The 26,258-nt window shown below is 35.9% G+C and carries 28 protein-coding genes; 17 read left to right on the forward strand and 11 right to left on the reverse strand.

From position 1 onward, the window contains the following. Positions 1-51 precede the first annotated feature (51 nt). Positions 52-1,551 (forward strand): coproporphyrinogen III oxidase, encoded by a 1,500-nt coding sequence (locus ACK3CR_RS05585; RefSeq protein ID WP_243514658.1) that lies wholly within the window; start codon positions 52-54, stop codon positions 1,549-1,551. Positions 1,552-1,582: 31 nt separating this feature from the next. On the opposite strand, the gene ACK3CR_RS05590 is transcribed toward ACK3CR_RS05585, so the two are convergent. Beyond that, entirely contained in the window at positions 1,583-1,768 is a 186-nt protein-coding gene (locus ACK3CR_RS05590; RefSeq protein WP_019393920.1) for a YhzD family protein, read from the reverse strand. Positions 1,769-2,025: 257 nt separating this feature from the next. On the opposite strand from ACK3CR_RS05590, the gene ACK3CR_RS05595 reads away from it, so the two are divergent. Further along, complete coding sequence (locus tag ACK3CR_RS05595) at positions 2,026-3,000, forward strand: 3'-5' exoribonuclease YhaM family protein (protein WP_243514655.1); 975 nt, start codon at positions 2,026-2,028, stop codon at positions 2,998-3,000. Positions 3,001-3,099: 99 nt separating this feature from the next. After that, positions 3,100-3,288, forward strand: a complete 189-nt coding sequence (locus ACK3CR_RS05600; RefSeq protein WP_019393918.1) for a sporulation YhaL family protein — start codon at positions 3,100-3,102, stop codon at positions 3,286-3,288. A 43-nt stretch (positions 3,289-3,331) separates the two neighbouring features. On the opposite strand, the gene ACK3CR_RS05605 is transcribed toward ACK3CR_RS05600, so the two are convergent. Then, on the reverse strand, positions 3,332-4,210 hold the full coding sequence (locus ACK3CR_RS05605) for a peptidylprolyl isomerase (protein ID WP_243514652.1): 879 nt from the start codon (positions 4,208-4,210) through the stop codon (positions 3,332-3,334). A gap of 238 nt (positions 4,211-4,448) precedes the next feature. On the opposite strand from ACK3CR_RS05605, the gene ACK3CR_RS05610 reads away from it, so the two are divergent. Further along, positions 4,449-4,532, forward strand: coding sequence for a YjcZ family sporulation protein (locus tag ACK3CR_RS05610; RefSeq protein WP_019393916.1), 84 nt, complete (start codon positions 4,449-4,451; stop codon positions 4,530-4,532). A 123-nt stretch (positions 4,533-4,655) separates the two neighbouring features. Here the strand turns inward: ACK3CR_RS05610 and ACK3CR_RS05615 are convergent, their stop codons facing one another. Continuing rightward, a complete protein-coding gene (locus ACK3CR_RS05615) occupies positions 4,656-4,835 on the reverse strand; it encodes a hypothetical protein (protein WP_040057191.1) in 180 nt (59 codons plus the stop codon). A 346-nt stretch (positions 4,836-5,181) separates the two neighbouring features. Here ACK3CR_RS05615 and ACK3CR_RS05620 point away from each other — a divergent pair, with 346 nt between their 5' ends. Further along, positions 5,182-5,523 carry a DUF1878 family protein gene (locus ACK3CR_RS05620; protein WP_243514649.1) on the forward strand — a complete coding sequence of 114 codons (342 nt, stop codon included), beginning with the start codon at positions 5,182-5,184 and terminating at the stop codon, positions 5,521-5,523. Here the strand turns inward: ACK3CR_RS05620 and ACK3CR_RS05625 are convergent. Together ACK3CR_RS05625 and ACK3CR_RS05630 are read right to left on the reverse strand one after the other, a co-directional pair. Next, positions 5,517-6,113, reverse strand: a complete 597-nt coding sequence (locus ACK3CR_RS05625) for an HTH-type transcriptional regulator Hpr (protein WP_061803238.1) — start codon at positions 6,111-6,113, stop codon at positions 5,517-5,519. The genes ACK3CR_RS05620 and ACK3CR_RS05625 overlap by 7 nt on opposite strands. 288 nt (positions 6,114-6,401) lie before the next feature. Continuing rightward, the gene (locus ACK3CR_RS05630) at positions 6,402-6,785 is read right to left on the reverse strand and encodes a YtxH domain-containing protein (RefSeq protein WP_243514646.1); all 384 of its coding nucleotides are present in this window, start codon (positions 6,783-6,785) and stop codon (positions 6,402-6,404) included. 91 nt (positions 6,786-6,876) lie between these two features. On the opposite strand from ACK3CR_RS05630, the gene yhzF reads away from it, so the two are divergent. Beyond that, positions 6,877-7,068, forward strand: coding sequence for a membrane protein YhzF (gene yhzF, locus ACK3CR_RS05635; protein WP_488975027.1), 192 nt, complete (start codon positions 6,877-6,879; stop codon positions 7,066-7,068). Between the two features lie 67 nt (positions 7,069-7,135). Here the strand turns inward: yhzF and ACK3CR_RS05640 are convergent, their stop codons facing one another. The 3 genes from ACK3CR_RS05640 to ACK3CR_RS05650 all read right to left on the reverse strand — a co-directional run bounded on the left by ACK3CR_RS05640 (position 7,136) and on the right by ACK3CR_RS05650 (position 9,429). Beyond that, positions 7,136-7,660: a tryptophan transporter gene (locus ACK3CR_RS05640; protein WP_243514643.1), complete on the reverse strand. Its 525-nt coding sequence runs from the start codon at positions 7,658-7,660 to the stop codon at positions 7,136-7,138. Positions 7,661-7,756: 96 nt separating this feature from the next. Beyond that, positions 7,757-8,854: a 3-phosphoserine/phosphohydroxythreonine transaminase gene (serC, locus tag ACK3CR_RS05645; RefSeq protein WP_488975028.1), complete on the reverse strand. Its 1,098-nt coding sequence runs from the start codon at positions 8,852-8,854 to the stop codon at positions 7,757-7,759. A 140-nt stretch (positions 8,855-8,994) separates the two neighbouring features. Then, a complete protein-coding gene (locus tag ACK3CR_RS05650; protein WP_243514637.1) occupies positions 8,995-9,429 on the reverse strand; it encodes an HIT family protein in 435 nt (144 codons plus the stop codon). A gap of 616 nt (positions 9,430-10,045) precedes the next feature. On the opposite strand from ACK3CR_RS05650, the gene ACK3CR_RS05655 reads away from it, so the two are divergent. The 3 genes from ACK3CR_RS05655 to ACK3CR_RS05665 all read left to right on the forward strand — a co-directional run bounded on the left by ACK3CR_RS05655 (position 10,046) and on the right by ACK3CR_RS05665 (position 12,803). Further along, the gene (locus ACK3CR_RS05655) at positions 10,046-10,789 is read left to right on the forward strand and encodes an ABC transporter ATP-binding protein (protein WP_061803244.1); all 744 of its coding nucleotides are present in this window, start codon (positions 10,046-10,048) and stop codon (positions 10,787-10,789) included. After that, positions 10,782-11,999 carry an ABC transporter permease gene (locus tag ACK3CR_RS05660; RefSeq protein ID WP_488975029.1) on the forward strand — a complete coding sequence of 406 codons (1,218 nt, stop codon included), beginning with the start codon at positions 10,782-10,784 and terminating at the stop codon, positions 11,997-11,999. Before ACK3CR_RS05655 ends, ACK3CR_RS05660 begins: the two co-directional genes overlap by 8 nt. Before the next feature lie 84 nt (positions 12,000-12,083). Beyond that, positions 12,084-12,803, forward strand: coding sequence for an EcsC family protein (locus ACK3CR_RS05665; protein ID WP_243514632.1), 720 nt, complete (start codon positions 12,084-12,086; stop codon positions 12,801-12,803). Positions 12,804-12,822: 19 nt separating this feature from the next. Here the strand turns inward: ACK3CR_RS05665 and ACK3CR_RS05670 are convergent, their stop codons facing one another. Both ACK3CR_RS05670 and ACK3CR_RS05675 read right to left on the reverse strand, forming a co-directional pair. Beyond that, entirely contained in the window at positions 12,823-14,208 is a 1,386-nt protein-coding gene (locus ACK3CR_RS05670; RefSeq protein WP_488975030.1) for a hypothetical protein, read from the reverse strand. Between the two features lie 103 nt (positions 14,209-14,311). After that, positions 14,312-14,821, reverse strand: coding sequence for an antibiotic biosynthesis monooxygenase family protein (locus ACK3CR_RS05675; protein ID WP_243514627.1), 510 nt, complete (start codon positions 14,819-14,821; stop codon positions 14,312-14,314). Positions 14,822-15,046: 225 nt separating this feature from the next. On the opposite strand from ACK3CR_RS05675, the gene ACK3CR_RS05680 reads away from it, so the two are divergent. The 4 genes from ACK3CR_RS05680 (at position 15,047) to hemY (ending at position 20,990) form a co-directional block, all read left to right on the forward strand. Beyond that, positions 15,047-17,179 carry a transglycosylase domain-containing protein gene (locus ACK3CR_RS05680; protein ID WP_328123153.1) on the forward strand — a complete coding sequence of 711 codons (2,133 nt, stop codon included), beginning with the start codon at positions 15,047-15,049 and terminating at the stop codon, positions 17,177-17,179. A gap of 147 nt (positions 17,180-17,326) precedes the next feature. Further along, positions 17,327-18,352 carry a uroporphyrinogen decarboxylase gene (gene hemE / locus ACK3CR_RS05685; RefSeq protein ID WP_488975031.1) on the forward strand — a complete coding sequence of 342 codons (1,026 nt, stop codon included), beginning with the start codon at positions 17,327-17,329 and terminating at the stop codon, positions 18,350-18,352. A gap of 114 nt (positions 18,353-18,466) precedes the next feature. Continuing rightward, a complete protein-coding gene (hemH, locus tag ACK3CR_RS05690) occupies positions 18,467-19,402 on the forward strand; it encodes a ferrochelatase (RefSeq protein WP_243514620.1) in 936 nt (311 codons plus the stop codon). Between the two features lie 151 nt (positions 19,403-19,553). Next, on the forward strand, positions 19,554-20,990 hold the full coding sequence (gene hemY / locus ACK3CR_RS05695; protein ID WP_328123149.1) for a protoporphyrinogen oxidase: 1,437 nt from the start codon (positions 19,554-19,556) through the stop codon (positions 20,988-20,990). 38 nt (positions 20,991-21,028) lie between these two features. On the opposite strand, the gene yhfH is transcribed toward hemY, so the two are convergent. Continuing rightward, positions 21,029-21,157 carry a protein YhfH gene (gene yhfH, locus ACK3CR_RS05700; protein ID WP_019393898.1) on the reverse strand — a complete coding sequence of 43 codons (129 nt, stop codon included), beginning with the start codon at positions 21,155-21,157 and terminating at the stop codon, positions 21,029-21,031. A gap of 222 nt (positions 21,158-21,379) precedes the next feature. Between yhfH and ACK3CR_RS05705 the strand changes: the two genes are divergently transcribed. From ACK3CR_RS05705 to ACK3CR_RS05720, 4 genes are all read left to right on the forward strand, one after another. Beyond that, positions 21,380-22,114 carry an MBL fold metallo-hydrolase gene (locus ACK3CR_RS05705; RefSeq protein ID WP_488975032.1) on the forward strand — a complete coding sequence of 245 codons (735 nt, stop codon included), beginning with the start codon at positions 21,380-21,382 and terminating at the stop codon, positions 22,112-22,114. A 17-nt stretch (positions 22,115-22,131) separates the two neighbouring features. After that, positions 22,132-23,121, forward strand: coding sequence for a lipoate--protein ligase (gene lplA, locus ACK3CR_RS05710; protein ID WP_328123146.1), 990 nt, complete (start codon positions 22,132-22,134; stop codon positions 23,119-23,121). A gap of 145 nt (positions 23,122-23,266) precedes the next feature. Continuing rightward, positions 23,267-24,823, forward strand: coding sequence for a long-chain-fatty-acid--CoA ligase (locus ACK3CR_RS05715; RefSeq protein ID WP_488975033.1), 1,557 nt, complete (start codon positions 23,267-23,269; stop codon positions 24,821-24,823). Positions 24,824-24,954: 131 nt separating this feature from the next. Further along, positions 24,955-26,202: a M48 family metallopeptidase gene (locus tag ACK3CR_RS05720; RefSeq protein WP_488975034.1), complete on the forward strand. Its 1,248-nt coding sequence runs from the start codon at positions 24,955-24,957 to the stop codon at positions 26,200-26,202. The last annotated feature ends 56 nt before the right edge of the window (positions 26,203-26,258 follow it).

The raw sequence follows: 26,258 nt of genomic DNA on the forward strand, positions 1-26,258 counted from the left end.
AGTGGTGCATATTGTACCACTTTTTTCTATCTATAATGAAAGGTGATTACTTTGAATATTTTAATTAAAGGCCTTGATGATGAGCGTTTTGTGCGTCCTATGCAACTTATTAGCGACTTGTTTTTCGAAGAAAGTTTTGTAACATTTGAAGAAGAAAAAGAAGCTGAGTACAAGATTCTTTTTGCCATTAAAACAGATGACAAAGTGAGCGTAGAAGGAACAATTTCTGAAAGTAGAAATGAAAAAGCTTTTTCTGCTTCTTTTGAAAATAAATTTGAAGAAGAAAGCGAAAAAGAGCGTTTTAAAATTGTAAAACGAACTGTTTCTTACGTATATTTAATGCTTTTGCAGCATGTTACAGAAATTGAACAGCCGTGGGGAATTCTAACAGGGATTCGTCCAACAAAACTTTTACATAACAAGCTTCGAGAAGGGATGACAAAAGAACAGGCACATGAAGAGTTGAGACGAGACTACCTCATCACAGATGAAAAAATTCAGCTTATGCAACGTATTGTTGATCGCCAGCTTTCTATTGTGCCTGATTTATATGAATTAAAAAAGGAAGTAAGCATTTATATCGGTATTCCGTTTTGCCCAACAAAGTGTGCCTACTGTACGTTTCCGGCATATGCGATTAACGGCCGTCAAGGATCTGTTGATTCATTTTTAGGTGGTCTTCATTATGAGATGAGAAAAGTGGGCGCATGGCTTACAGAACAGAATATTCCCATTACAACCATTTATTATGGTGGAGGGACACCAACGAGTATTACCGCTCGTGAAATGGACATGCTTTATGAAGAAATGTACGAAGCATTTCCCAACTTAAAATCCGTTCGTGAAGTAACTGTTGAAGCGGGAAGACCTGATACTATTTCAGAAGATAAGCTTGATGTGTTAAATAAATGGAATATTGATCGAATTAGTATTAATCCACAGTCATATACACAAGAGACGTTGAAAGCAATTGGACGTCATCATACAGTAGAAGAGACAATTGATAAGTTTCACCTTGCTCGCTCATTAGGAATGAAAAATATCAACATGGATTTAATTATTGGGCTTCCTGGAGAAGGTACAGCAGAGTTTCAACATACACTTGAGGAAACTAACAAGCTTTTACCTGAATCTCTTACAGTTCATACACTATCGTTTAAAAGAGCTTCTGAAATGACCAAGAACAAGCAGCGCTATAGAGTAGCTGATCGAGATGAAATTACTGAGATGATGAAAATGGCAGAAAACTGGACAAACGAAAATGGATATGAACCATATTACCTTTATCGTCAAAAAAATATTTTAGGAAATTTAGAAAACGTAGGCTATGCATTTAAAGGACAGGAAAGCATTTATAATATTATGATCATGGAAGAACAGCAGTCTATTATCGGCCTTGGCTGTGGGGCATCAAGTAAACTTGTTGATCCTACTACAGGGAAAATTACAAGGTTTGCAAACCCAAAAGATCCAAAATCATATAATGACAGCTATGAGCATTATACAGATGAAAAAATTCGTTTGCTTCACGAACTCTTTGATAGAAAGTAAGAAAAGTCCCTTCTTTATATAAGGGACTTTTTTAGCGATTAAATAGCACAAGTTTACCAAGAGATGAAACACATCGGTATGTTTTATGCTCATAGTTCAAGTCTTGAAGACGTAGGGCCCCTATTTTCTTCGCTTCTTTTTCATTTTCTGCTTCAAAGGTTTCATCAAGAAGCTTCTCACCAGAAGATTCATAAACGGTTAGTGTATAGGCTTTCATAACATTCCTCCTTTTTTCTTATGTATGTATTTTTACTTCCCGGTATGACGGTGTTGGTAAACTACTTGAAATAAGAGAGAAATGAAAAAGTTGCTTATTTTTATTTTTAAAAAAAGCTTTATTATTATTGTAGAAAATTTTTATTCAACATGAAAGTTTAGAGGAACAATGCTAAAATGAAAGAAGATTTCTATTCGTTACCAGTTTCGATTATAGTAGAAGTGAAGGGAAAAGAATAAAGAAAGAAGGGGAATATTATGCAAACATCTCGCTTATTGGATATTGATAAATCAACAAAAGGATTTGAGGGCTATGCACTTGTAAAAAATGCTTGGGACGCCACAAGTTCAAATGGTTCGCCTTATTTTAATATTACGCTTACGCAAAAAACGAAAACGATGGACTGCAAGCTCTGGGAAAATAAGTTTGCAGGGAAAAGTATTGAAGATCTTAAAGCACTATTTGTACCAGGGAAAATGGTCTATGTAAAAGGAAGCGTCTCTGAATTTAGAGGGAATTTACAGATGGCGATTACGAATTTCAGAAAAGCAGAAGAGACGGAAGTAAACATAGGAGAATTTATTGAAACAGCTCCTGAATCATTGGAAGATCTACAAAATGAATATGAAGCATTTTTAGCAGAAATCCATCATCCTGTGATCCGAACGCTTTGTACAGATCTTTATGAAGAAAATAAACAGCGCTTTCTTAACTTTCCAGCTGCAACGTCTCTTCATCATAGTTTTGTTGGAGGCCTTCTTTATCACACTGTTTCAATGCTTCGTCTTGGAAAAAGCATTGCCTCACAATATCCACAAGTAGATAAAGATATTTTATATGCCGGCATTGCGCTTCATGATTTAGGAAAAGTTGTTGAACTTTCAGATGCTGTTGCTCCGCAGTATACTTTAACAGGTAACTTCCTTGGTCACATTACAATTGTAGCCATCTTGATTGATCGTAAGCTACAGGAGTTAAAGGCTCAAGGAGAAATCACAAAAGAAGATGCTCAAAAAGTAATTGAACTTCAACACGTAGTATTGGCTCACCACGGCAAGCTTGAATATGGTTCACCTGTTCTAGCACATACGTTAGAAGCAGAAATTATTCACCAAATTGATATGATGGATAGCCGGATTAATATGATTATTCATGGTTTGCATGATAAGCAAGAAGGAGAGATACATAAAATACATCCAATTGGTAATTATTATAAACCTTTTTCATCTTAAAACTAATCCTCCTTTGTCATATTTATGGACAATAGTACATATATGACTAGTAGCAGAGATTTTAGAAAAAGAACTGCTAAACAGGGCAGGAGGGATAAGATGATCTCATTACCATTTTGGATTTATATTGTTGTAGCTGGTATTTTCTTTAGTGGCTTTATGGCAATAAGAGCAGCTCGAAAAGATCACGAACAAGAGCAAGGATTTATTGCTCAAGAAGGTGAAGCATATATGGAAAGATTGAAGGAAGAAAAAGAAAGAAGAAAAACAATTTCATCATCAAGCTAAAAAGGATGAGCAATTATGCTCATCCTTTTTTGTAGATAAAATATTATTTTTCACTTTCTTTAGAAGAGCTGTCTTCTAGATTAATGGCATCTTTTAAATCTTTGTCTTTCACTTCGACATTTTCTTCTTTTAGAATTTTATTAACGGCATTTTCCATATCACTTTCATCGATTTTAGAAAGTTTAACCTCTTGTTCAAGTTCATCTTTCATTTTATCGAAAGAAGGCACTTCTTTTTTATCGGTCAATTTAATAATGTGGTAGCCATATTGAGTTTTTACAGGATCACTAATTTCGCCCACTTTTAATTTTTGGGCTGCTTCTTCAAATTCAGCTACCATCTGTCCTGACTTAAAGTAGCCTAGATCACCGCCACTTTGAGCAGAACCATCTTGAGAATATTCTTTTGCAAGCTTAGCAAAATCTTCTCCATCTTTTAGTTTCTTCTCTACTTCTTGTGCTGTTTTTTCATCTTTGACAAGGATATGACTTGCCTTAAGCTCAGGCTTTTTCGCTTTATAAGCTTCTTTTAGTTCCTTATCTGATACTTTAATGTCTGCTGTTGCAGCTTTCTTACGTAGTAAATTAATTTTGACCGCATTTCTAAATGTCTTCTCACCATTTTCAGACATAGCTGTTTCAACTGATTGAGCACCATACGAATCTTTTAACGTCTCAATTTCATTGTCAATTTCTTTTTTCGACACTTTGAATTTTGAACTTAGTACTTTTTCATCGACAAGTTCGCGGATTGCTTGATCTCCAACTTGATCTTTCATCATTTCATAAAGATCGTTTTGTGTTATATTGCCAGCATCTGTTTCAACAATTGTTTTGGAGTCTGCGGAGTTTCCGTCGTTGCTACATGCTGCTAATCCTAAAATTGTGGCTGCTGCTGTGAGCGCAACAAAACTTTTCTTCATAAAATTATACACTCCTACTTTTTGATTTTATTTACAGTATGTCCAAAATATATATCCATTTTCTCATTGTATCGAAAGAAAATAAAAAAGAAAAGAAAAAGTGAAATCTTTTGTAAAGATATCCATTTTTTGGAGGTTGAGTTTATTGGATAAAATGTGTGAAAATAGCTAAAATGCCCATCCCGCTTTTTTTCTTCATGCATAGAATACAGTATTAGCAAGCAAAGGAGGTGCTGTTATGGGTAACGCATATGGAAGTGGTTTTGCGTTAATTGTAGTATTGTTCATCCTTTTAATCATCGTTGGTGCTGCTTGGTTCTAAAATATTATGATGTAATACAATCATTTGTCCTCTCTTATTCGAGAGGACGTTTCTTAAAAGAAGAAAAAACGCATAAAAGGAGCTGCATTTGTGCACCTTCTTTTATGCGTTTTTTCTTGTAAACTATGTGTACAACAGTTCAACATATGACGAGACAAGTAGAATAGTGATCATCACATTAATGAAGCGAAACACTTTAGGCTGACGCTCTGCTGGAATTTCTTTTTGAATACAGAGCGAGTTCGTGAGCGCATTAATGTAGAATAAGATAATCACTGCGAAAACGATAAAAATCGTACCCATTTTCAAACATTCCCCCAAACCAAAGTTAAAAGCCTATATTAAAACTAATAGCATTGTTCGTAAAGCTTTTTTTATATATGATAGCCGTATAATCATCCTTTTCTATCTTAACACTGTTAAGGAGTTTACAAAAGTTATCAGATTACAAAACTAGGATATCTTTGTAATATACCCTCTTTAGAATTGTCTTGAACAGTTAAATCCTTTACTATAAAAGGGAGCACATAAATCGTAAGTTAGCTGGTCCATAAAGCGTTTGAAGATTAAAAGGAATGCTGTAAAATAAAGGTATAAAATAAACGGAGTTAGCTTTACATTCGTCTCAATTTGTCAAAGGAGCAGGGGTATGGAATCTTTGGAAAATCGTCTTGAACGTTTGGAGTTATATTTAGAACTATTGTTAAAAGTAACGGATCTTGAATCACAGCCGTTTTATAAGCTTGTGATAAGCAAAAATCTCAATAAGAAAGAACTTGCGGAAGTTTATTCAATTTGTGAAGAGCTTGCTAAGAAATATGAGGAGCAAAAGAAACAAGGACTTATTGACTTCGTTCCTTTGCTCACACAGTTCGTCGGACAACTACCTTATAAATTAAATCCACATGAGACAATTTATGCTTTACAACAACAAAAGCTGTATCCTGGTCTTATGGACAAACTAGCAAGCTTAGTTAGAAGGGTCTATTGAACAACCGCTTTTTCGATTTCAACAATATTTTCTTTTTTTCTTAACTTTCCATCTTCTTCGTCCATTTCTTCATCAATGTTATGGAAAGAGTGTTCAAAAATTTCCATGAAGTCATCTCCATACACTTTACGTACGATTGTCATAAGTTCAATAAATTCAGGGAATTTTCCGTAACATTCTTGAAGGGGAAGAGCACCTTGGAAAAGAGTACTTTCAGTCGGGTTATAGTTTTCCATTAAATTTGTTAAAATGCCGTTTCCTTCATCTGTTAACTCAATATACGTATTTCTTTTATCATTTTCTCTTTTAGAAAATTGAAGTAATCCTCTTTCTTCTAACTTCTTTGAAAAGTTAAATGCAGTTGATACATGCATAACGCCAAACTTAGCAATCTCTGAGATTGAAGCACCTTTAAGATTGTATGCAATCCACAGGATATGATGCTCGTTAATGTTCAAATCATACGGTTTGATCCATTGCTGCCAATCTTTTTCGACCGCTTTCCATAGAGCTTTGCTAAGCTGTGCCATGCGTTGGCTGAACACTAAAGCTTCCTTCATTGTGAATTCTTTCTCATTTTGTAATTTCATCTCTCCACCCACTTTTCAATCAACTTTTTATTTATATTCTATTATGCCAATAAAATAATAAATTATAAAGATATAAATTTGCAAAAAAACAAAATTTTTTAAAAAAAGGAGTTAAAATTGCTTTAGAGAGGTATGACCTCTATAGGAAGAAGGGATGTAAGCGTAAACAAGGAATGAATATTCATGACATTAAATGAATATTCATTCCTTATTACAATATGTTGAGAAAACTTTTCTAAGCAATGGATAAAAAAATGACAAGCTTGTTAGCTTGTCATAAAAAGATAGTTAACTGCTTTGTGTTTCCTTTTTTTGTTGATTTCCGAGTTTATCTTCTAAGCCTTTTATATTTTGCTCAATTTCAGCTAGGTGGTTCTGAATTGATCGCTGATGTGGGGCAATATCTTCCTGAAAATTTGTAATCGATGCTTTTGCTTCAGGCACAAGCTGTGAAAACGTTTCTTTGCTTTCTTTTACAACATTTTGAATCGCATTTTTTACATTTAAAGCATTTTCCTTAATGTCTTTCAGCTGAACTTTAAGCGTGTCACGAGAATCTGCTACACGCAGCTTCATGTCTTTACTTGAACATGGAGTTGTTAATAACGCAATTGTTCCTGCTGTGACACTTCCAAATAAAATTCCTAACGAAAATGATGCTGCTTTTTTCATTTTTACACGCTCCTTATCCTTGTTCAACATAAGAGAAACATGCCTTGCATACCTTTAGAATAAACGAGTTGTAGTGAAGGGAAGTAGGAGCATGGCATGGATAATCTTTTGTTTATTCTTAACAAGTTTTCTTTTGTTCGCCATTACAGGAAAGAGGTTTATGGATCTGAAGAAATCAGCTTCATATCCTCCCAAACGAGTTCTTAGAAAACGAGTTATTGTTGAGGGAGGAACAGCATTTACAGTTTTCCTGCTGGCACTCTTACTATATTATGTAACCTAAATAAGTCTGTTTAAACATTTACTGGTTTAAAAAGAGCCCAGGTTTTATAAAACCTAGGCTCTTTTCATTAAGACATCTGAGAAGTAATCTTAGAGCGTTTAACAATGGTTTGCACAATTGGATAAATTACAATCATTGCAAACGTATTAACAGCTGTTGCAGGTAGTACAACGGCTGCTACAAGCCCAAAGAACTGTGCTGCTGAGAAAGATCCTAGTGCAAGAGCAGCTGCTAGGAAAATCATTCCTGAAACAATTGTTCCAATAGCTGTTAAAACGGCTGTTGATACGACAGACTGTTTGTAGTGACGAACAGCTAAAAATAATCCTAAAAATAAGAATGCTGTTAAAGGTTTGTCAATCATGTTTGCAACCTGCCCATTTGGAAACGAAGTTGTTAAAGCTGCGATTGCTCCCGTAGCAATTGCAAGAACAAGAACATTTCTTGCTTGTGGAAAAAGCATAATGCCTAAAAACATCATTGTTAACATCATGTCAGGTTTCATACCTAAAAAAATAGGGGGAATAATGGCATGCAGTACAGCACCCATCCCGACTAATAAAGCTAGTGATACTAATACTTTTGTATTCATTTCTCATCTCTCCTCTACTCAACTCTAAAGCTTCTAAACTAAGTACCTAACTATCTTTTATTATAACAAAAACGTGCAAGGTTACAATAAAAGGAACTATTTTACTGATTGAAGGTGTGCTTCACGATAAGACTTCATAAATTGGGCTAATGCTTGGCATGTTTCAATTGGTACTGCATTATAAATAGAAGCGCGACATCCGCCAATAGAGCGATGTCCATTTAGTCCAATGAATCCTTCTGCTTTTGCTTTTTGAAGGAAGTCTTTTGTTAATTCTTCATTAGGCATTGTGAACGTTACATTCATAAGGGAGCGGCTGTCTTTTCGTGCATGAGGTGTATAAAACTCAGGAAACTCATCCATTAAATCGTAAAGAAGAGCAGCTTTTTCTTCGTTCCTTTTTTGGATGCCTTCAACACCGCCGTTTTGCTCAACCCATTCTAGTACAAGAGAAAGCATATAAATACCGAACGTTGGCGGTGTATTGAATAAAGAATTGGCTTTAATGTGTGTTGTATAATCAAGCATTGTTGGAAGTCCTCTATTTTGCTGATTGAGAAGATCTTTGCGTAAGATTACAATTGTTACACCAGAAGGACCAAGGTTTTTCTGAGCTCCTCCATAAATAACAGCGAATTTAGATACGTCAACTTTCTTTGACAGGATGTCGCTTGACATATCAGCAAAAACAGGAACATCTCCAAAGTCAGGGAAATCCTGCCACTGTGTACCATAGATTGTATTGTTCGTTGTAATATGAAGATACCCTGTATTTTCAGGCAACGTGTTTACACTTACTTCTGGAATATGTGTGAAAGAATCATCTTCTGTTGAAGCAACTACGACTGTTTCTCCGAAGTTTTTAGCTTCTTTAAGAGCCTTTTTAGACCATGAGCCTGTCACAACATAAGCTCCAACTTTTCCTTCTTGAAGGAAGTTCATAGGAAGCATAGAAAATTGTAAGCTTGCTCCGCCTTGTAGGAAGAGGATTTCATGTGTATCTGGGATTTCCATTAATTTCTTTAGGCGATCTTTTGCATCTGCTAGAACGTCTTCAAACTCTTTGCTTCGGTGGGAAAGTTCCATAACAGACATGCCTGTTCCTTTAAAATCAATTAATTCTTCTTGAGCTTTCTTTAATACATCAAGCGGTAAAGCAGATGGACCAGCATTAAAATTGTGTGCGCGTACCATAAGTAAACTCTCCTTTATGAAAAATAATAATTTCATCTTATCACAATTTGATGAAGATGGAGGACAATTCTAATAATTATTTCAAATAAAAAATACCCGAACTATATTGACTTTGTTAATCAAATAATTCGGGTATTGAGTCACAAATTGATTTTATCCGCAATGTTTTGAGAGATTTCTTGTAAATCTTCATTAGAGTATTTTTCGCTATGTGTCTTCCATACCGCTCCAAAACCGTCTCCTTTGCCATAGCGAGGAATAAGGTGGAGATGATAATGGAAAACGGTTTGTCCTGCAATTTCTTCATTGTTATTTAAAACATTGAGACCTTCTGCTGAAAAAGCTTCTTTAATACCTGTAGCAATACTAGGGACTGCTTCAAATAGGTTTGATGCCACTTCAGGTGTTAAGTCAAAGATATTTCTTGTATGTACTTTTGGAATAACAAGCGTATGTCCCTTTGTTACTTGACTAAGATCTAAAAAAGCATAAACATGTTCATTTTCGAATACTTTCGCACTTGGAATGTCTCCGTTGATAATTTTACAGAAGATACATTGATCATCATGCTTCATTCCTAAACAACACCTTTCTGACTGTTTTATACGATTATTTTATCATAAGAAAGTCAAAAAGAGAAAAAAACAAAGGGCAGGACCAACGGTTGAAGGTCCTGCCACTTTTGAAGAAGGAAAAGGTTTTAATACGTCAAATTCTTAGGGATACAAGCTACTTGGTAATCCGGTACTTGTCGTTCACAAACACCTCATTTAGCAAGTTCTTTTTAACGTAGGTTAATTTCTTACCTGGCCCTTGATAAACACCTCATTTACAAAATAAATGTGTATATAAGTTAGAATCATGGATTCTGTTTCTATATACGGTTATCTTGTTCATGTGTTAATCTTAACGATTATGCTCCATCACGACCATCCCCTTGTTTTATATCCGTATCTTTAAATACCTTATAGAACAAGTAAATTGTCCTTGATAAACACCTCATTCACCAGTGTGATGAAAAAACTGTTTGTTTCCCTTCCTCGTTATATAGAATGTGCAGTTTAAAAAAATATATGCAATCCATTCTTTTTTTTTTCAAAAAGGGAGATGAAATGTGCAAAAGAGTAAAATTTGATACTATAAAGAAGAAAGTATGAGCTATACTGTTTAGGGAAGGGAGCGAGTCTAATTATGACTGCACTGTTAAAACTTTCGAATGTAACAGGAGGATATACGAGGAATCCTGTATTAAAGGATATTTCTTTTGAGGTGAAAAAGGGAGAGCTCGTTGGATTAATCGGATTAAACGGAGCTGGGAAAAGTACAACAATCAAACATGTGATTGGTACAATGGAGCCGCGTGAAGGAACGATTTCTATTAATGGAAAAACATTAAAACAGGATATGGAAACATACAGATCACAGTTTACCTTTATCCCTGAGACACCTGTTTTATATGAAGAGTTAACGCTAGAAGAACATCTACGTTTAACAGCTATGGCTTATAACATCGATGAAAATACATATGAAAAGCGCTTGCCAGTTTTATTAAAAGAGTTCCGTATGGACAAAAAACTAAAGTGGTTTCCGGCTCATTTCTCAAAAGGAATGAAGCAAAAGGTTATGATCATGTGCGCTTTCTTAGTGCAGCCTTCACTTTATATTATTGATGAGCCTTTCTTGGGGCTTGATCCACTTGGTATTCAATCCCTCTTAGATTTAATGGTGGAAATGAAAGACCAAGGGGCAGCTATTTTAATGTCAACCCATATCTTAGCAACTGCTGAAAAGTATTGTGATCGTTTTATTATTTTACATAATGGAAAAGTACACGCATCAGGAACAATCGAAGAGCTTAGAATGCAATTTAGCATGCCAAAGGCAAGCCTTGATGAAATTTACGTAGCGCTTACGAAGGAAGATGGCTATGAATGACATAAATGCGCTATGGAGACAAAGATTCAAAGAAAATGCTAAAGAAATTCGGCGCTATGGACGCTATATTTTAAACGATCATTTAAAGTATATTTTAATCTTTTTTATTTTGATTGGAGCTTACTACTATCAGCAATTTCTTGAAGGTTTGCCAGAAAATTTTAATGGAGCCCCGTTTATTGCAATTGTTGTTGCTTTCTTTTTAACAAGAGGCACAGTATATACGTTTTTTAAACATGGAGATTTAGTATTCTTGTTACCGATGGAAAAGCGGCTTTCGTCATATATAAGAAATTCTTTTTGGTTAACATATATGATTCAGTTTTACGTTTTATTAATTGTTGTCGGAGTGCTTGCTCCTCTTTACTTGGCAATGGGAAACAATACATTTAAAAACGTGCTGTTTATTTTGTTTATTCTCACGGTTGTGAAAGGCCTTAATTTATTTATGGCATGGGCTATTTCACGCTATCCAGAGAAAGGGATTCATGTCTATAGCATAGTGTTCCGCTATATTTTGAATGCTTTAGTCTCTTACTTTTTGTTTGTTGACGCCCATCCGCTTTTTTGGATTGCTACATTCTTCATTTTGCTCGTTTTAACAGTATACTTTTATAGTGATACAAAAAAGCGTCCTTTTTATTGGGAAGGTTTGATCTCTCTTGAAGAGAAGCGAATGATGCTTTTTTATAGGCTAGCTAATTCATTTACAGATATCCCGAATGTTGGAGATGAACCAAAACGTCGTCGCTATTTAGATGTTTTAGTACAGTTTATTCCTTATAAACAAAATGAAACGTATCACCATCTTTATGCGCGAACTTTCCTTAGAGCTGGAGGCTATTTAGGGCTCGTCATTCGATTAACGTTTGTTGGAGCCTTCTGTTTATATTTCTTGCCATTTACGCTTGGAAATATTGTGACAGTTCTCCTTTTTGTATATATGACAGCTATTCAGCTTATGCCTTTATGGAAGCATCATCACTATAAAATTTGGATAAATCTTTATCCAATTAGTGAGACGGTTAAGGAAGCAACGTTTTTGCGTTTCTTCTTCGTTATTCTTGCTGGGCAAGCTTTTGCACTAAGTGTTTTACTTGGAGTTTTTCATACTCCATTAGCAGGAATACTTGCTTTTATTTCCTCTCTAATTGTGTTTTATTTGTTCACGTATCAGTATGTGAGAGCGAAGATGAGAAAAAAGCGCTAAAACAATTGTTTTAGCGCTTTTTTTAAAAGTAATGTGCTACTTACTGTCTTTTGAGTCGTATAGTAAACAAGGGGGGAGAAAAAGATGACTTATGAACAAGACGTTCTTTATATGGCAGAAATGTGGAAACATGAACTGAATAAAAAACCTTCGATGTTTGAAAGAGCGGCTAAAAGAGCACAAATAGGAATTGCTAATAAAATTCCAGAGCGCTTTCATCTTGTTGTTACAGAAGCAATGAAAAAGATGGTGAGTGCTGTTTTGACAGGTTCTGATTATACAACAAAGTTAAAAGAGCCGCTCCCAGCGTCTTTCCAAGAGCGAGAGGAGAAAGTAAAAGAAGCAATTAAGCGATATCAAAAAACAGCGTCGCTTGAAGGAGCGGGAACAGGAGCAGGGGGAATATTTTTAGGAATGGCAGATTTCCCACTTTTCTTATCCATCAAAATGAAGTGCTTGTTTCAAATTGCGCTTCTTTACGGACTTGATCTTAAAAAATATGAAGAACGAATTTATCTTCTTCACATCTTTCATCTTGCTTTTTGTCGTGATGATCATAAGAACAGTGTTTTACAAAATATTAAAGAGTGGGAAGAAAATCCTAAAAAAGAGATTGATTGGCGCACTTTTCAACAGGAGTATCGAGATTATTTAGATTTAGCCAAACTACTCCAACTTGCTCCAGGAGTAGGAGCCGTTGTTGGAGCTGTTGTAAACTACCGCCTTGTCGAACATTTAGGAGAGACAGCAATGAATGTATATCGTTTGCGCTTGCTACCTTCAGGAAGGGAAGAAAAGATCTAGCATAAATGCTAGATCTTTTTTACATAAGAATAATTGCAACAATTGTTGTCACAACTAAGCCAATTCCAACAGGAAGAAGGTTACGACGAGCAAGCTCAAAAGGGCTTACATTACAAATTGCCGCTGCAGGAATAAGAGCCCAAGGAATGATTGTGCCTCCGCCAACCCAGATTCCAGCTATTTGGCCAAGTGCAGTCAAAGTAGCAATGCTCCCATCAATAGAAGCTGCAAAAATCTTAGCAATAGATCCAACAAGAGAAATACCTGAAAATCCAGATCCATCGAGCCCTGTAATAGCTCCTACTGCTGTTAAAGTAACTGCTGCAACTTCTTTCGTAAGCGGTACAGAAGCGGAGAGAGCAGCTCCAAGGTCATTAACAATTCCATTGGAGTCCTGTGGTAAGTAATTCCCTACAATCGTAGTAAATCCAGCATCTCCAAGATAGAAGAAGGCTGCAATTGGAATAACAGGACCGAATACTTTAAAACCGAACTGAAAACCATCAACAAGATAAGATGTGGTTTTCTCAAGTCCTTTTCTTTTATGACCCAAAAGGGCAATGGCTAGAAGGATAAAAAGTGCAGTACCACCGACTAATGCTGTCGCATCACTTCCTTGAAGATTTAGATTAAACATAAGAAAGATATCCATTATAAAGAGGAGTGGAATGATAGTGGCCATTATGATATTGGTTTTCTTTGAGAGAAGCTGTTTGTACGTTTGCGCATTATTAGCTGAAGGGGGTTCAACGGAAATCCTCCCTAATTTCAAATCACGCTTAAGCAGAAAAAAAGCAGTAAAAGTTGTTACAACACCCATGGTAATTACAAGTGGAACACTTGCTTGGATAACTTCGTGAACAGGAATACCTGCAGCATCACCCGTAAGTTTTGGTGCTGCTTGAATCCCGAAATCACCTGAAAGGGCAATACCGTGGCCAAAAAGGTTCATTGCAACAGCAACACCCATTGCGGGTAAACCAACTCGAAGTGCTACAGGAAGCAAAATAGCTCCAATTAAGGCAACAGCAGGAGAGGGCCAGAAAAAGTAAGAAATGCTCATCATGAGAATTCCCGTGATCCAATAGGCGAGCGAGGGAGTTCTGATGAGTTTTGCAAAAGGAGAAATCATGGTATCGTGAATTCCTGTTGCAGTAAGCGATTTACTCATCGCAACAATAATGCAAATAATTAAAATAGTAGGTAAAAGCTCTGTAATGGCGTAAATAAAGCTATTAAATACATTACTAATAGCGTTTGGTAAAGAAGGATGAGCAATAAAAGAAACGAGAAATATTCCTACAATACATAAAATGGTTGTATCAAGTCTTTTGATCATAAATCCGATAATAAGAAAAATGAAGAGCACATATGTCCAGTGAATAAGCGTCAATCCCATATCCATCGTTATGCCTCCTACATCCTAACGTAATATAGCATATGTGATAGAGAAATTTTTGTGATAAACACCTACAAAAGAAGCCTTCCGAAAATTCGGAAGGCTTCTTTTATGCTTCTTTTACTCTGAATGATGTTATATAAGATGGTCTTGGAAAGACTTGTTTTTGCTGATCAAGTCCTTCAGATGTTCCTCGTTTCTTATGAGCAGTCTTAAAAGAATTGGATTCTTTCCAATCAAGAAAGCTTTTTTCATCTTCCCAGAGAGTAAAAATCACATATGTGTCGCTATTTGTTGGACGCAGTACGCGTAAAGCTAAAAATCCAGGTTCTGTCTCAATTTTCCCTGCTCGGTTTTTGAAGCGGTGTTCAAAAAGAGGGCGCCCTTCCTCTGTAACCGGAATGTTGTTAAAAACAGCAAACCCATTTTTGACAATTTCTCCAACAGAATCTAGTACTTCGTAATTTCTTCCTTCTTTAAAAAAAGTGTCTCCTTCTGTTTCATGAAGAAGAGCAGCATTGTCAGGAGAAACAAGTAAAAGCGTATTTTCCTGAAGATGTTCATTTGCAAGTTTACCTAAATAATTTTCAGTTCCATTTGTAATATAAACTTTCTTCATCAAATCATCTCTCCCTATTGGTTTGCTTGGTTATGGAAAAAAATACAAAACTATGCATATGAAAGCTTTTCCAAACTCATATTAAAAGTATAGAATGTTTTCTCTTGGGGAGCAAAGAAAAAGGTTAACCTTATATGGCTGGAGATTTCCAACACTTTCTATTATCATGAAGGAAGTGTTTTAGAACCCCCTAATTGGTTTTGGCACAAAGAAGAGGTGAAAATAATGTATAAGAAAGGAATTGTTGCAGGTGGAATCGTTGTTGGACTCCTGTTAGTAGGTGTTATAGGCTACTTTATTATTATTCTTTTAGGAGATTACATTATCGACGAGAAAAAGCTTGTTTTAAATTCTGCCACAACACTTGTGGATCAAAACGGCAAGGAAATTACGAAACTATACGTAGAAAACCGAGATCCTGTTCCAATTGAAGACATTCCAGACCATGTAAAGGAAGCATTTATTGCAACAGAAGATGTTCGTTTTTACGAACATAATGGAATAGATTTAAAATCGATTTCACGAGCGGTATATAAAAATATTTTAGCAGGAGGAAAAGCGGAAGGGGCAAGCACCATTACCCAGCAACTTGCTAAAAATGTGTTTCTATCAAATGAAAAAACATTCTTGCGTAAAGGAAAAGAAGCCATTATTGCCATGAATCTCGAAAATCGCTACAGCAAAGATAAGATTCTAGAAATGTATTTAAATCAAGTGTACTTAGGACAAGGAGCATATGGAGTGCAAGCAGCTTCACATGTTTACTTTAATAAAGACGTTTCAGAATTAACAGCAGATCAAAGTGCAGTTTTAGCTGCTATGCTTAAAGCACCAACAACATACTCTCCAATTCTAAATCCTGATAAAAGTTTAGAAAGACGCAATGTCGTTCTTGGACTTATGGAGAAGTCAGGATATTTATCAGCGAAAGAAACGGTACGACTTCAGGGAAAAACGCTCGGAACAGATGTTGTGACACGTGCAAAAGAGCCTAGCTATTTTACGTATTTTGATATGGTGATGGAAGAAGCCAAAGATAGGTATTCTTTATCAAATGAAGAACTTCTAAGAGGTGGCTATAAAATTACAGTACCGTTAAATACGAGCGTGCAAAAGAAAGCATATGAACTGTTTCAAGAAGGAAGCTATTTTCCAGGAACAGATGATAGCGTACAAGGCGCTTTTGTCCTTCTTGATAACAAAACAGGTGGAGTCACCGCTGCTATTGGGGGAAGAGATTATGTTCAAAAAGGCCTTAATCGTCTCAATATTAAGCGCCAACCAGGATCTACTTTTAAGCCGTTAGCGGTTTATGGACCTACTCTTGAAGAGAAAAAATTTAAGCCATATTCACTTTTAAGAGATGAAGTTGTTTCATATAACGGCTATGAACCACATAATGCCCATGAAGAGTACCGAGGGAAAATCACTATGTATGATGCATTAAAAGATTCAGTTAATACATCTGCTGTGTGGACATTAAACAAACTTGGGGTCCCCAAAAGTAAGGAATATTTAGAGAAACTCCATATGCCTATTGAAGATAATGGTCTCGCTATTGCGCTTGGTGGTTTAAGAGAGGGAGTAACACCTCTACAAATTGCTTCAGCATATCAAACATTTGCTAATGGAGGTGTTCACGTTGAGCCTCATTTTATTACTAAAATTCAAACAGCAGACGGAGAAGCGGTGAAAAAAACTGAAAAAGTAAAAAAAGAAAGAGTATTTTCCAAACAAACATCGTGGTATATGACAAAAATGTTACAAGCAGTTGTGGAAGATGGAACAGCAACAGCCGGGACGTTCTCAGGAGCTCTTGCAGGAAAAACAGGTACAACAACCTTTCCAAATGTCAAGGGAGCCAATAAAGATGTTTGGTTTGCAGGATATACGCCACAGTATACAGGGACAGTGTGGATGGGATATGACAAGACAAACTCTTCTCATTATTTAACAGGAGGAAGCTCAAAGCCAACCATTCTTTTTAAAGACATTCTGTCGCAATCTTCTATTGAAACGAAAGAGTCATTTAAAAAACCTAAGAAGACAAAAGATTTAAAAGATCCGATTCGGTTAGAGAAAATCGATGACTTAACAGGTGATAAAGGCGTGTTTTCTTTAACACTAGAATGGACTCCTTCAGAAGATAAACGCGTTGTTTACTATATTTATGAAGAAAAAGAAGGCGAAACAAAGCTTGTTGGCAAAGTAAAAGGAAAGGGCAAATATGAAGTGGAAGGAGCTAATGTTTTTAGTTCTTCAACATTCTATGTTATTCCTTATAACACACAAACGAAAGAACGTGGAGAGAAGTCAAATAAAGTATCTCCGTCTCTTTTTGGATTTCAAGCTTCCTGAATCGCACATCTTTTTGACAACTGAAGCTTCTAAGTATACAACTGTTGTAAAAATCGGTATAGTGGCAAAAGGAGAAGAAAATTAGCCTCTTACGAATAAGAGGCTAATATACATACCGGATTATGGATAGGGAAGGTGAAGGAATTTATGAATGAAACATTTTTAAAAGCATGTCGAGGGGAAAAAACAGATCATGTTCCTGTATGGTATATGAGACAGGCGGGACGTTCACAGCCTGAATATCGAAAACTGAAAGAAAAGTACTCTCTCTTTGAAATTACACATCAACCAGAACTCGGTGCATATGTCACACGACTGCCTGTTGAACAATACGGAGTAGACGCTGCAATCCTTTATAAAGATATTATGTCACCGCTTCCATCGATTGGTGTTGACGTTGATATTAAAACAGGTATTGGTCCTGTTATTAGTAATCCAATTCGTGCCTTACAGGACGTTGAAAACCTTGGAGAAATTCATCCAGAGGAAGATGTTCCTTATGTTTTAGAAACAATTAAGTTACTCACAACAGAACAGCTCGATGTTCCGCTTATTGGTTTTGCTGGAGCTCCTTTTACATTAGCAAGTTATATGATCGAAGGAGGCCCTTCTAAAAACTACAATAAAACAAAAGCAATGATGTATGCCGAACCAAAGATATGGTTTTCTTTAATGGATAAGCTTGCTAATATGACGATTACATATGTGAAGTCACAGATTAAGGCAGGAGCTAAAGCTATTCAAATTTTTGACTCATGGGTTGGAGCCTTAAACGTCCAAGATTACCGGACATTTATTAAACCAACAATGGAGAAGATTTTTAGTTCGCTACGAAATGAAGGTGTTCCACTTATTATGTTTGGTGTTGGAGCAAGTCATCTTGTTCACGAGTGGAATGATTTGCCGCTTGATGTTGTTGGTCTAGACTGGCGTTTATCTATTAACGAAGCTCGTGCACTTGGAGTAAATAAAACAGTACAAGGAAACTTAGATCCAGCGATTTTACTTGCTCCATGGCCTGTTATTGAAGAGCGTGTAAAAGAAATCTTAGATCAAGGAATGTTAACGCCAAACTATATTTTCAATTTAGGACACGGTGTATTCCCAGATGTAAACCCTGATACGCTTAAGCGACTAACTTCGTTTATTCATGAGTACTCGAGCCAAAAATAATGAAAAAAGCCACCTTATCTTTTGAAATTATGTCGTATTCATGGGAGAATAGATAATAGTTATTATTAAAAAATAATTATTTTAAAATATAGTGTTTTAATGAGGTGCAGAAAAATGGCAAAAAAAATGGGTTTACTTGTAATGGCTTACGGAACGCCATACAAAGAGGAAGATATTGAACGTTACTATACTCACATTCGCAGAGGACGAAAACCAACTCCTGAAATGCTACAGGATCTTACTGATCGCTATAAAGCAATCGGTGGAATCTCCCCACTTGCTCGCATTACAGAAGAACAAGCGAAAAAGCTTGAAGAGCATTTAAATAGCATTCAAAAAGAAGTTGAGTTTACATCATATCTTGGTTTAAAACATATCGAACCTTTTGTTGAAGATGCAGTAGCTAAAATGCATGAAGATGGAATTGAAGAAGCAATCAGTCTTGTGCTCGCTCCTCACTACTCAAGTTATAGTGTGAAATCTTACAATGGACGGGCAGTAGAAGAAGCAGAAAAACTAGGAGGACCTAAAATTCACCCAGTTGAAAGCTGGTATGATGAGCCAAAATTCATCAATTATTGGGCGAAACGCATTAAAAATATTTTCAATAATATGAGCGAGGAAGAACGAGAAAAAGCTGTATTAATTGTTTCGGCTCATAGCTTGCCAGAGAAAATTATCGCTGCAGGTGATCCTTATCCTGATCAACTTCGAAGAACAGCTGATCTCATCGTAACAGAAGCGGGAATTAAAAACTATGAGATTGGCTGGCAAAGCGAAGGAAACACACCAGATCCTTGGCTTGGACCAGATGTGCAAGATTTAACTCGGGCGCTTCATGAAGAGAAAGGATATACATCTTTTGTTTATGCTCCTGTTGGATTTATAGCGGATCACCTTGAAGTTCTATATGATAATGATTATGAATGTAAAGTTGTGACAGATGAAATTGGTGCGAAATACTACAGACCAGCTATGCCAAACGCTCAAGATGAGTTTATTGATAGCTTAGCAACAGTTGTTTTAAACAAAGTAAAGCAACCAAAATAATTAAAAACCACAAACGGAGCTACGCATATATTTGCGTAGTTTCTTTTTGGGTGTCACGAAACTGTCATAACTGTCCGGTTACAGAAGTTCGCAAATATGTTAGAAATAATTTAGACTACAAATAATAGAATAACAATAAAAAAGAAAGCAGATGATACAATTGAGCGAAAAACGCCAAAAAGTTGTAATTATCGGTGGCGGAATTACCGGCATTACAGCTGCTTATTATTTGCAGAAAGAGATTAAAGATAAAAAACTACCGATAGATTATCGTTTAATAGAGGCAAGTCATCGCCTAGGCGGAAAAATCCAGACGATGAAGCGAGATGGTTTCACGATTGAAAGAGGTCCTGATTCCTTTTTAGCGAGAAAGCAAAGTGCAGCAAGACTTGTAAAAGAAGTAGGTCTTGGAGAAGAACTTACAAATAACTCTACAGGTCAATCTTACGTTTTAGCAAGGGAGAAGCTGCACCCTATTCCACAGGGAGCTGTAATGGGCATTCCAACTGAAATTTCTCCATTTCTTACAACAGGATTATTCAGTCCAATGGGAAAAGTAAGAGCTGCAGCAGATTTCATTCTGCCTAAAACAAAAGAAAAAGGAGATCAGTCGCTTGGTCACTTTTTTAGACGTCGTTTAGGAAACGAAGTTGTGGAAAATTTAATTGAACCGCTTTTATCTGGTATATATGCAGGAGATATTGATCGACTAAGCCTTATGTCGACTTTTCCTCAGTTTTATCATGCAGAGCAAGAGCACCGAAGCCTTATTTTTGGAATGAAAAAAATCAAAGATCTCCGTCAAAAGCCATCTTCCCATGGTGGAAAAGCAAAAGGGCAGTTCTTAACATTAAAAACCGGTTTGCAATCTCTTGTGGATGCAGTCGAAGAACATTTAGAGCCTACTGCTGTTCAAAAAGGAGTCCGAGTAGATTCCATGCATGAGTCAGATGGTAAATTTCATCTTTCATTAAGTAACGGAGATAAAATTATCGCAGATAGCGTTATTGTGACAACACCTCACTATGCTGCTCAATCACTTCTTCCTCAATGTTCTCTTTTACAGCCATTAAAGGACATGCCTGCCACAAGCGTTGCAACAGTTGCAATGGCTTTTCCAAAAGAAGCTGTCAAACAAGACATTAATGGAACAGGGTTTGTTGTAGCTCGAAATGGTGACTATACTATAACAGCATGCACATGGACACATAAGAAATGGCCGCACACAACTCCAGAAGGTAAAGTATTGCTTCGTTGCTATGTTGGAAAAGCAGGTGATGAAGCTGTTGTAGATTTATCTGATGAAGAAATTGTGCGGATTGTACTGGAAGATTTAAATCGAATTATGGATGTTGAAGGTCTTCCTGAATTTTCTATTGTCTCACGCTGGAAACGAGCAATGCCCCAATATACAGTTGGCCATAAAAACACAATTGAAACAATTTATGATCAGCTTGAACATACAATGCCAGGATTATTTTTAGCAGGCAGTTCTTATGAAGGACTAGGTTTGCCAGACTGTATTGATCAAGGTGAAGCAGCTGTTCAAAAGGTGCTTAATCTACTACAGAAACAACAAATTTCTTAAATATCAAATAAAAAAGGAAGGCTCTAAGCCTTCCTTTTTTATTTGATATTTAAACAGTTATTACACGTATTTCCATAGCATTCATGTTGCTCTTCTATTGCATTTCCACAATCACGGCATTTTTTAGGTGGTAAATTTCTGAAAAATTCAGTAATCTTTTCGATCATTTTAACTCCCCCTAACACGAATTTTGTTAATATCATTGTATTATAACAGAAAATAAAATGTCAACTGTTTTATAACAATATGTAAAAATGATAAAATGGCCTAGCCTGTAAATGAAGAAGCTTCTGAATAGGTAGAGCATGATTTTTCGGGTATAATAGAATGGAAAATTTCTATTCCGTGTAACCTTTCAATACAGAAAATGAACAGGGGGCTTTAACGCAATGAAGGTAACAACAGTTGGATATTGGGGTGGTTATCCTGCTAAAGGAGAAGCAACAACTTCTTATTTATTTGAACACGATGGCTTTAATCTTCTTGTAGACTGCGGAAGCGGAGCATTAGCACAGCTTCAAAACTACATAGAACCATTTGAGCTTAATGCTGTTATCATTTCACACTATCATCATGATCATGTTGCAGATGTTGGTGTTTTACAATATGCCTTAAAGATTCAAGGGAGTCTTGGAAACAAACGCAATCCATTGCCGATTTATGGACATACTTATAATATGGATGGCTTTCATTCTTTAACAAGTGAAGGAGATACAGTTGGAAAAGAATATAATCCAGAAGAAGAATTAAAAATTGGACCTTTTCACATTGAGTTTTTAAAAACAAAACATCCTGTTCCATGCTTTGCGATGAAAATTCAAACGGGAGAAAAAACAGTGGTGTTTACAGCTGATTCAAGCTATCAAGACGAGTTTATTCCCTTTTCAACAAATGCTGACTTGCTTATTTGTGAATGTAACTTTTATAAGGGGCAAAATGGAGAAGGTCCTGGTCATATGACAAGTGAAGAAGCTGGATTTATCGCAAGAGAAGCGAACGTTAAACATCTACTGCTCTCTCATCTCCCTCATTTTGGAGATATTAACTGTTTGAAAGAAGAAGCTCAAGAAGTATTTGAAGGAAATGTAGAGCTTGCTTATAGCGGATTCACATGGAATACATAAAAGGAGAAGATATTTGTATGCTTTATATTGACAATAACAATATTACAGATCCAAGAATTAACTTAGCTATTGAAGAGTACATTTTAAAACATTTAGATATCGAAGAAACGTACCTTCTATTTTACATTAATGAGCCATCTATCATCATCGGGAAAAACCAGAACACAATTGAGGAGATTAATACTAAATATGTGGAGGAACAAGGCTTACACGTTGTTCGTCGTTTATCTGGTGGCGGTGCTGTATATCATGATTTAGGAAACTTAAACTTTAGTTTTATTACAAAAGATGATGGAGAGAGCTTTCATAACTTTAAGAAGTTTACAGAGCCTGTTATTCAAGCCTTAGAAAAATTAGGTGTAGATGCAGAGCTTAGCGGTCGTAATGATATCATTGCCAAGGGACGAAAGATTTCTGGGAATGCACAATTCTCAACAAAAGGGCGTATGTTTAGTCATGGTACGCTTCTTTTAGATTCAGAGATTGAAAACGTTGTTTCTGCATTAAAAGTGAAAAAAGATAAAATTGAATCAAAAGGAATCAAATCCATTAGAAGCAGAGTAGCGAATATCAGTGAATTTTTAGAGCAAAAGTTAACAACGGAAGAATTTAAACAGCTTATTCTAAACTATATTTTCGATGGAGAAGAGAACATACAGCGCTATGAACTTACTGAAGAAGATTGGAAAAAAATTAACGAAATATCAAAAGAACGTTACCAAAATTGGGATTGGAACTACGGCAAATCACCAAAGTTCAACCTTCAACATTCAAACCGTTTTCCCGTTGGACAAATTGATGTTCGTCTTGAAGTGAAAAAAGGACAAGTTGAGCAATGTAAAATCTTTGGAGATTTCTTTGGAGTTGGAAATGTAGAGGAAATTGAAGAGAAGCTCACAGGGATCCGTTATGAGCGTCAGGAGGTTGCCAAAGCGCTCGATGATGTTGATATTAAACATTATTTTGGAAATGTCACAAAAGAAGAATTTATTGATCTTGTGTACTAAAAAGCCCTGAAGAAACATTTTGTTTCTTCTAGGCTTTTTTTATTTTGAAAATTGAGAAAATTAATTATAAAATAAAAAAAGTGGGGGATGAATAACAGGGGGAGAGACCAAGAGGTAAGAATACTTATTTTAAGGGAGGGAGAAAATGAACATATTACGAAATTTAACGATGAAAGCACAAGAAGATGGTGAGAAAATAGCTTACAAATATAAAGATTACATTGTTTCGTATAAGATGTTAGATGAACAAGCAACAAAGTTTGCTTCAGGCCTTCAAACGCTTGGAGTTCAAAAAGGTGACCATGTAGCACTTCTTTTAAATAATTCATATCATTTTATTGTGTCACTATATGGAGTACTTCGGGCAGGGGCTGTTGCTGTGCCTATTAATCCACTTTATACGAAAAGTGAAATTCAATATATCTTACAAGACAGTGATGTAAAAACAGTGATTTCAATCGATAGTTTACTGAACTCCTTAGAGCGAGAACCTTACTTGAAGAATATTATTGTTTGTCCAACAGAAAAACTTGCAGAAGCTGACTCTTTTCATGTATCTAAACGGCTTAAAGGAAAGGTACATACGTTCACAGAAGTTCTGCATCTGCTTGAATGTACATTGCTGCCTGTTCCAATCGATGGAGAAGATGTAGCAATGATTTTGTATACATCTGGAACAACTGGGAAACCAAAAGGAGCGATGCTCACCCATACTAATATCTACAGCAATGCGAGAGATACGTCCACATACTTAAATATAGGGAAGTCTGATCGTATTATCGCCGTTTTACCAATGTTCCATGTTTTCTGTTTAACAGTTTGTATTAATGCACCACTTATAGCAGGTGCTACAATTTTGATTCTTCCAAAATTCAGTCCCTCTCAAGTCTTTTCGTATGTTAGTACAGAAAAAGCAACCATCTTTGCAGGAGTACCAACAATGTATAACTTTCTTTGTCAATATGAAAATGGCACAAGAGAAGCATTAGAAAGTCTACGTCTCTGTGTTTCTGGAGGATCGTCAATGCCTGGTGCTTTGCTACGTGAATTTGAAGAGAAGTTTCAAATATCGATTAGAGAAGGATATGGACTTTCAGAAGCTTCACCTGTAACTTGTTTTAACCCTCCTAGGAGCAACATACAAAAGGAAGGATCTGTGGGAGTTAGTATTGTAAATGTGAAAAATAAAGTTGTAGATGGACAAGGTGAAGAAGTACCATTTGGGGAAATAGGCGAGCTTATTGTGAAAGGACCCAATGTCATGAAAGGTTATTATAAGCTTGAAGAAGAAACAAGGCATATTATAAAAGATGGCTGGCTATATACAGGTGACTTAGCCCGTATGGATGAAGACGGATATATTTATATTGTTGATCGTAAAAAAGATTTAATTATTGTTGGTGGATATAATGTTTATCCAAGAGAAGTTGAAGAACGATTGTACGAACATGAAGCTGTTGTTGAAGCCGCTGCTATAGGGGAAAAAGATGAAACGTATGGCGAAGTTGTAAAAGCGTATGTTGTAACGAAAAAGGTCGTTTCAGAAGAAGAGATTCTAGGGTTTTGCAAAACACATCTTGCTCCATATAAAGTTCCACGAAATATTGTATTTTTAGATGAACTGCCTAAGAATACGACAGGAAAGATTTTGCGAAGAGCTTTAAAAAAGAAGCTTTCAGAAGAGGAAGCAACTCATTTATAATTCTACCCTTCAGCCTTCTCCACTTGGTGAAGGCTTTTTTTATGGAAAAAGACAGAAAGGAGTTGTAGTTCTAAAATAGAAAAAAAAACTTAAACTAAATAATAGAAAGTTGGACAGGAAGGAGCATATTTGTGAAAAAAAAGTTTATTATTGTTTTTCTTTTTTTTATTGTTTACGGACTTGCTCTGTGGGGGTATCTGTATGGAGCAAGTGCAGAAATTCCACGTGAGCTACAAGGAACAAGCGTTGATCCTCAAACATTTATGACATCAAAAGAACTGCTGTTAAGCGAGGAATATTCAACAATCCGTAATTTCTTATCACTTTTATCAGCACCATATGAATGGCTCATTTTGCTCTTTTTGCTCATGTGTGGGTGGTCAAAGACGTTCAATGTTTGGGCGAAAAAAATAAGTAAACACAATTTTATGCAAACGGTTATTTATCTCTTCTGGCTGTCACTTACAACACTTATTCTAAGTGCTCCATTACAATGGGTTCGCTATAAACTGTCATTAAAATACGGAATTTCTGTTCAATCTTTGCATGATTGGATCAAAGAACAAGTTATTGATTTTTGGTTTAATTATATTCTGATGATTATCATTATTCACGTCATCTATATGCTTATTCGTTATACGAAAAAACGATGGTGGTTCTACACATGGATTTTATCAATTCCATTTACATTATTTTTAACTTTTATTCAACCTGTTGTTATTGCTCCTCTTTATGATGATTTTTCTCCACTTCAAAATAAACAATTAGAAGAAAAGATTCTCCGATTAGCAGACAAAGCAAATATTCCAGCAGACCATGTCTATGAGGTGGATAAATCTGAGGAAACAAATGCTCTTAATGCATATGTCACAGGAATTGGCTCTAACTCAAGAATTGTGTTATGGGACACAACGCTAGAACGTTTAACAGACAATGAAATTTTATTTATTATGGCACATGAAATGGGTCATTACACAATGAAGCATGTTTATTACGGGTTGCTTGGATCGCTCGTTTTATCGCTTGTTGGATTGTATCTTGTACACAAAATAATCGGGCGTTTATACGTGCGCTATAAGAAGAAAGCAGAGATTTCTTCTCTTGGTTCGCTTGCAACCGTTCCTTTACTGCTTCTCATTATTTCGATGCTTAGTTTCGCTGCAAGTCCGTTAACAAACTATGTATCACGAGTTCACGAGAAGAAAGCAGATGAGTATGCTATTGAACTTGTTGGAGATAAAGAAGCGGCCGTAAGCTCGTTTCAAAAGCTTTCAAAAGCAGGTCTTAGTCAAGTTAATCCACCATCTCTTGTGAAGTTTTTTCAGTACACACATCCTCCAATGTTAGAGAGGATGCAATATATTCAACAACACAAATAAGTATGATAAATTTTGAAAAATAAAAGAAGCTATAGACAGTAAAAAATTTCAAAAAA

This window comes from Priestia sp. TRM10 (assembly GCF_057808375.1).

What these genes read in the sequence shown, in the direction of transcription:
- ACK3CR_RS05590 (WP_019393920.1), bottom strand. Translation starts at nt 1,768, where the DNA reads ATGAAAGCCTATACACTAACCGTTTATGAATCTTCTGGTGAGAAGCTT.
- ACK3CR_RS05595 (WP_243514655.1), top strand. Translation starts at nt 2,026, where the DNA reads ATGCAAACATCTCGCTTATTGGATATTGATAAATCAACAAAAGGATTT.
- ACK3CR_RS05600 (WP_019393918.1), top strand. Translation starts at nt 3,100, where the DNA reads ATGATCTCATTACCATTTTGGATTTATATTGTTGTAGCTGGTATTTTC.
- ACK3CR_RS05605 (WP_243514652.1), bottom strand. Translation starts at nt 4,210, where the DNA reads ATGAAGAAAAGTTTTGTTGCGCTCACAGCAGCAGCCACAATTTTAGGA.
- ACK3CR_RS05610 (WP_019393916.1), top strand. Translation starts at nt 4,449, where the DNA reads ATGGGTAACGCATATGGAAGTGGTTTTGCGTTAATTGTAGTATTGTTC.
- ACK3CR_RS05615 (WP_040057191.1), bottom strand. Translation starts at nt 4,835, where the DNA reads ATGGGTACGATTTTTATCGTTTTCGCAGTGATTATCTTATTCTACATT.
- ACK3CR_RS05620 (WP_243514649.1), top strand. Translation starts at nt 5,182, where the DNA reads ATGGAATCTTTGGAAAATCGTCTTGAACGTTTGGAGTTATATTTAGAA.
- ACK3CR_RS05625 (WP_061803238.1), bottom strand. Translation starts at nt 6,113, where the DNA reads ATGAAATTACAAAATGAGAAAGAATTCACAATGAAGGAAGCTTTAGTG.
- ACK3CR_RS05630 (WP_243514646.1), bottom strand. Translation starts at nt 6,785, where the DNA reads ATGAAAAAAGCAGCATCATTTTCGTTAGGAATTTTATTTGGAAGTGTC.
- yhzF (WP_488975027.1), top strand. Translation starts at nt 6,877, where the DNA reads ATGGCATGGATAATCTTTTGTTTATTCTTAACAAGTTTTCTTTTGTTC.
- ACK3CR_RS05640 (WP_243514643.1), bottom strand. Translation starts at nt 7,660, where the DNA reads ATGAATACAAAAGTATTAGTATCACTAGCTTTATTAGTCGGGATGGGT.
- serC (WP_488975028.1), bottom strand. Translation starts at nt 8,854, where the DNA reads ATGGTACGCGCACACAATTTTAATGCTGGTCCATCTGCTTTACCGCTT.
- ACK3CR_RS05650 (WP_243514637.1), bottom strand. Translation starts at nt 9,429, where the DNA reads ATGAAGCATGATGATCAATGTATCTTCTGTAAAATTATCAACGGAGAC.
- ACK3CR_RS05655 (WP_061803244.1), top strand. Translation starts at nt 10,046, where the DNA reads ATGACTGCACTGTTAAAACTTTCGAATGTAACAGGAGGATATACGAGG.
- ACK3CR_RS05660 (WP_488975029.1), top strand. Translation starts at nt 10,782, where the DNA reads ATGAATGACATAAATGCGCTATGGAGACAAAGATTCAAAGAAAATGCT.
- ACK3CR_RS05665 (WP_243514632.1), top strand. Translation starts at nt 12,084, where the DNA reads ATGACTTATGAACAAGACGTTCTTTATATGGCAGAAATGTGGAAACAT.
- ACK3CR_RS05670 (WP_488975030.1), bottom strand. Translation starts at nt 14,208, where the DNA reads ATGGATATGGGATTGACGCTTATTCACTGGACATATGTGCTCTTCATT.
- ACK3CR_RS05675 (WP_243514627.1), bottom strand. Translation starts at nt 14,821, where the DNA reads ATGAAGAAAGTTTATATTACAAATGGAACTGAAAATTATTTAGGTAAA.
- ACK3CR_RS05680 (WP_328123153.1), top strand. Translation starts at nt 15,047, where the DNA reads ATGTATAAGAAAGGAATTGTTGCAGGTGGAATCGTTGTTGGACTCCTG.
- hemE (WP_488975031.1), top strand. Translation starts at nt 17,327, where the DNA reads ATGAATGAAACATTTTTAAAAGCATGTCGAGGGGAAAAAACAGATCAT.
- hemH (WP_243514620.1), top strand. Translation starts at nt 18,467, where the DNA reads ATGGCAAAAAAAATGGGTTTACTTGTAATGGCTTACGGAACGCCATAC.
- hemY (WP_328123149.1), top strand. Translation starts at nt 19,554, where the DNA reads ATGATACAATTGAGCGAAAAACGCCAAAAAGTTGTAATTATCGGTGGC.
- yhfH (WP_019393898.1), bottom strand. Translation starts at nt 21,157, where the DNA reads ATGATCGAAAAGATTACTGAATTTTTCAGAAATTTACCACCTAAAAAA.
- ACK3CR_RS05705 (WP_488975032.1), top strand. Translation starts at nt 21,380, where the DNA reads ATGAAGGTAACAACAGTTGGATATTGGGGTGGTTATCCTGCTAAAGGA.
- lplA (WP_328123146.1), top strand. Translation starts at nt 22,132, where the DNA reads ATGCTTTATATTGACAATAACAATATTACAGATCCAAGAATTAACTTA.
- ACK3CR_RS05715 (WP_488975033.1), top strand. Translation starts at nt 23,267, where the DNA reads ATGAACATATTACGAAATTTAACGATGAAAGCACAAGAAGATGGTGAG.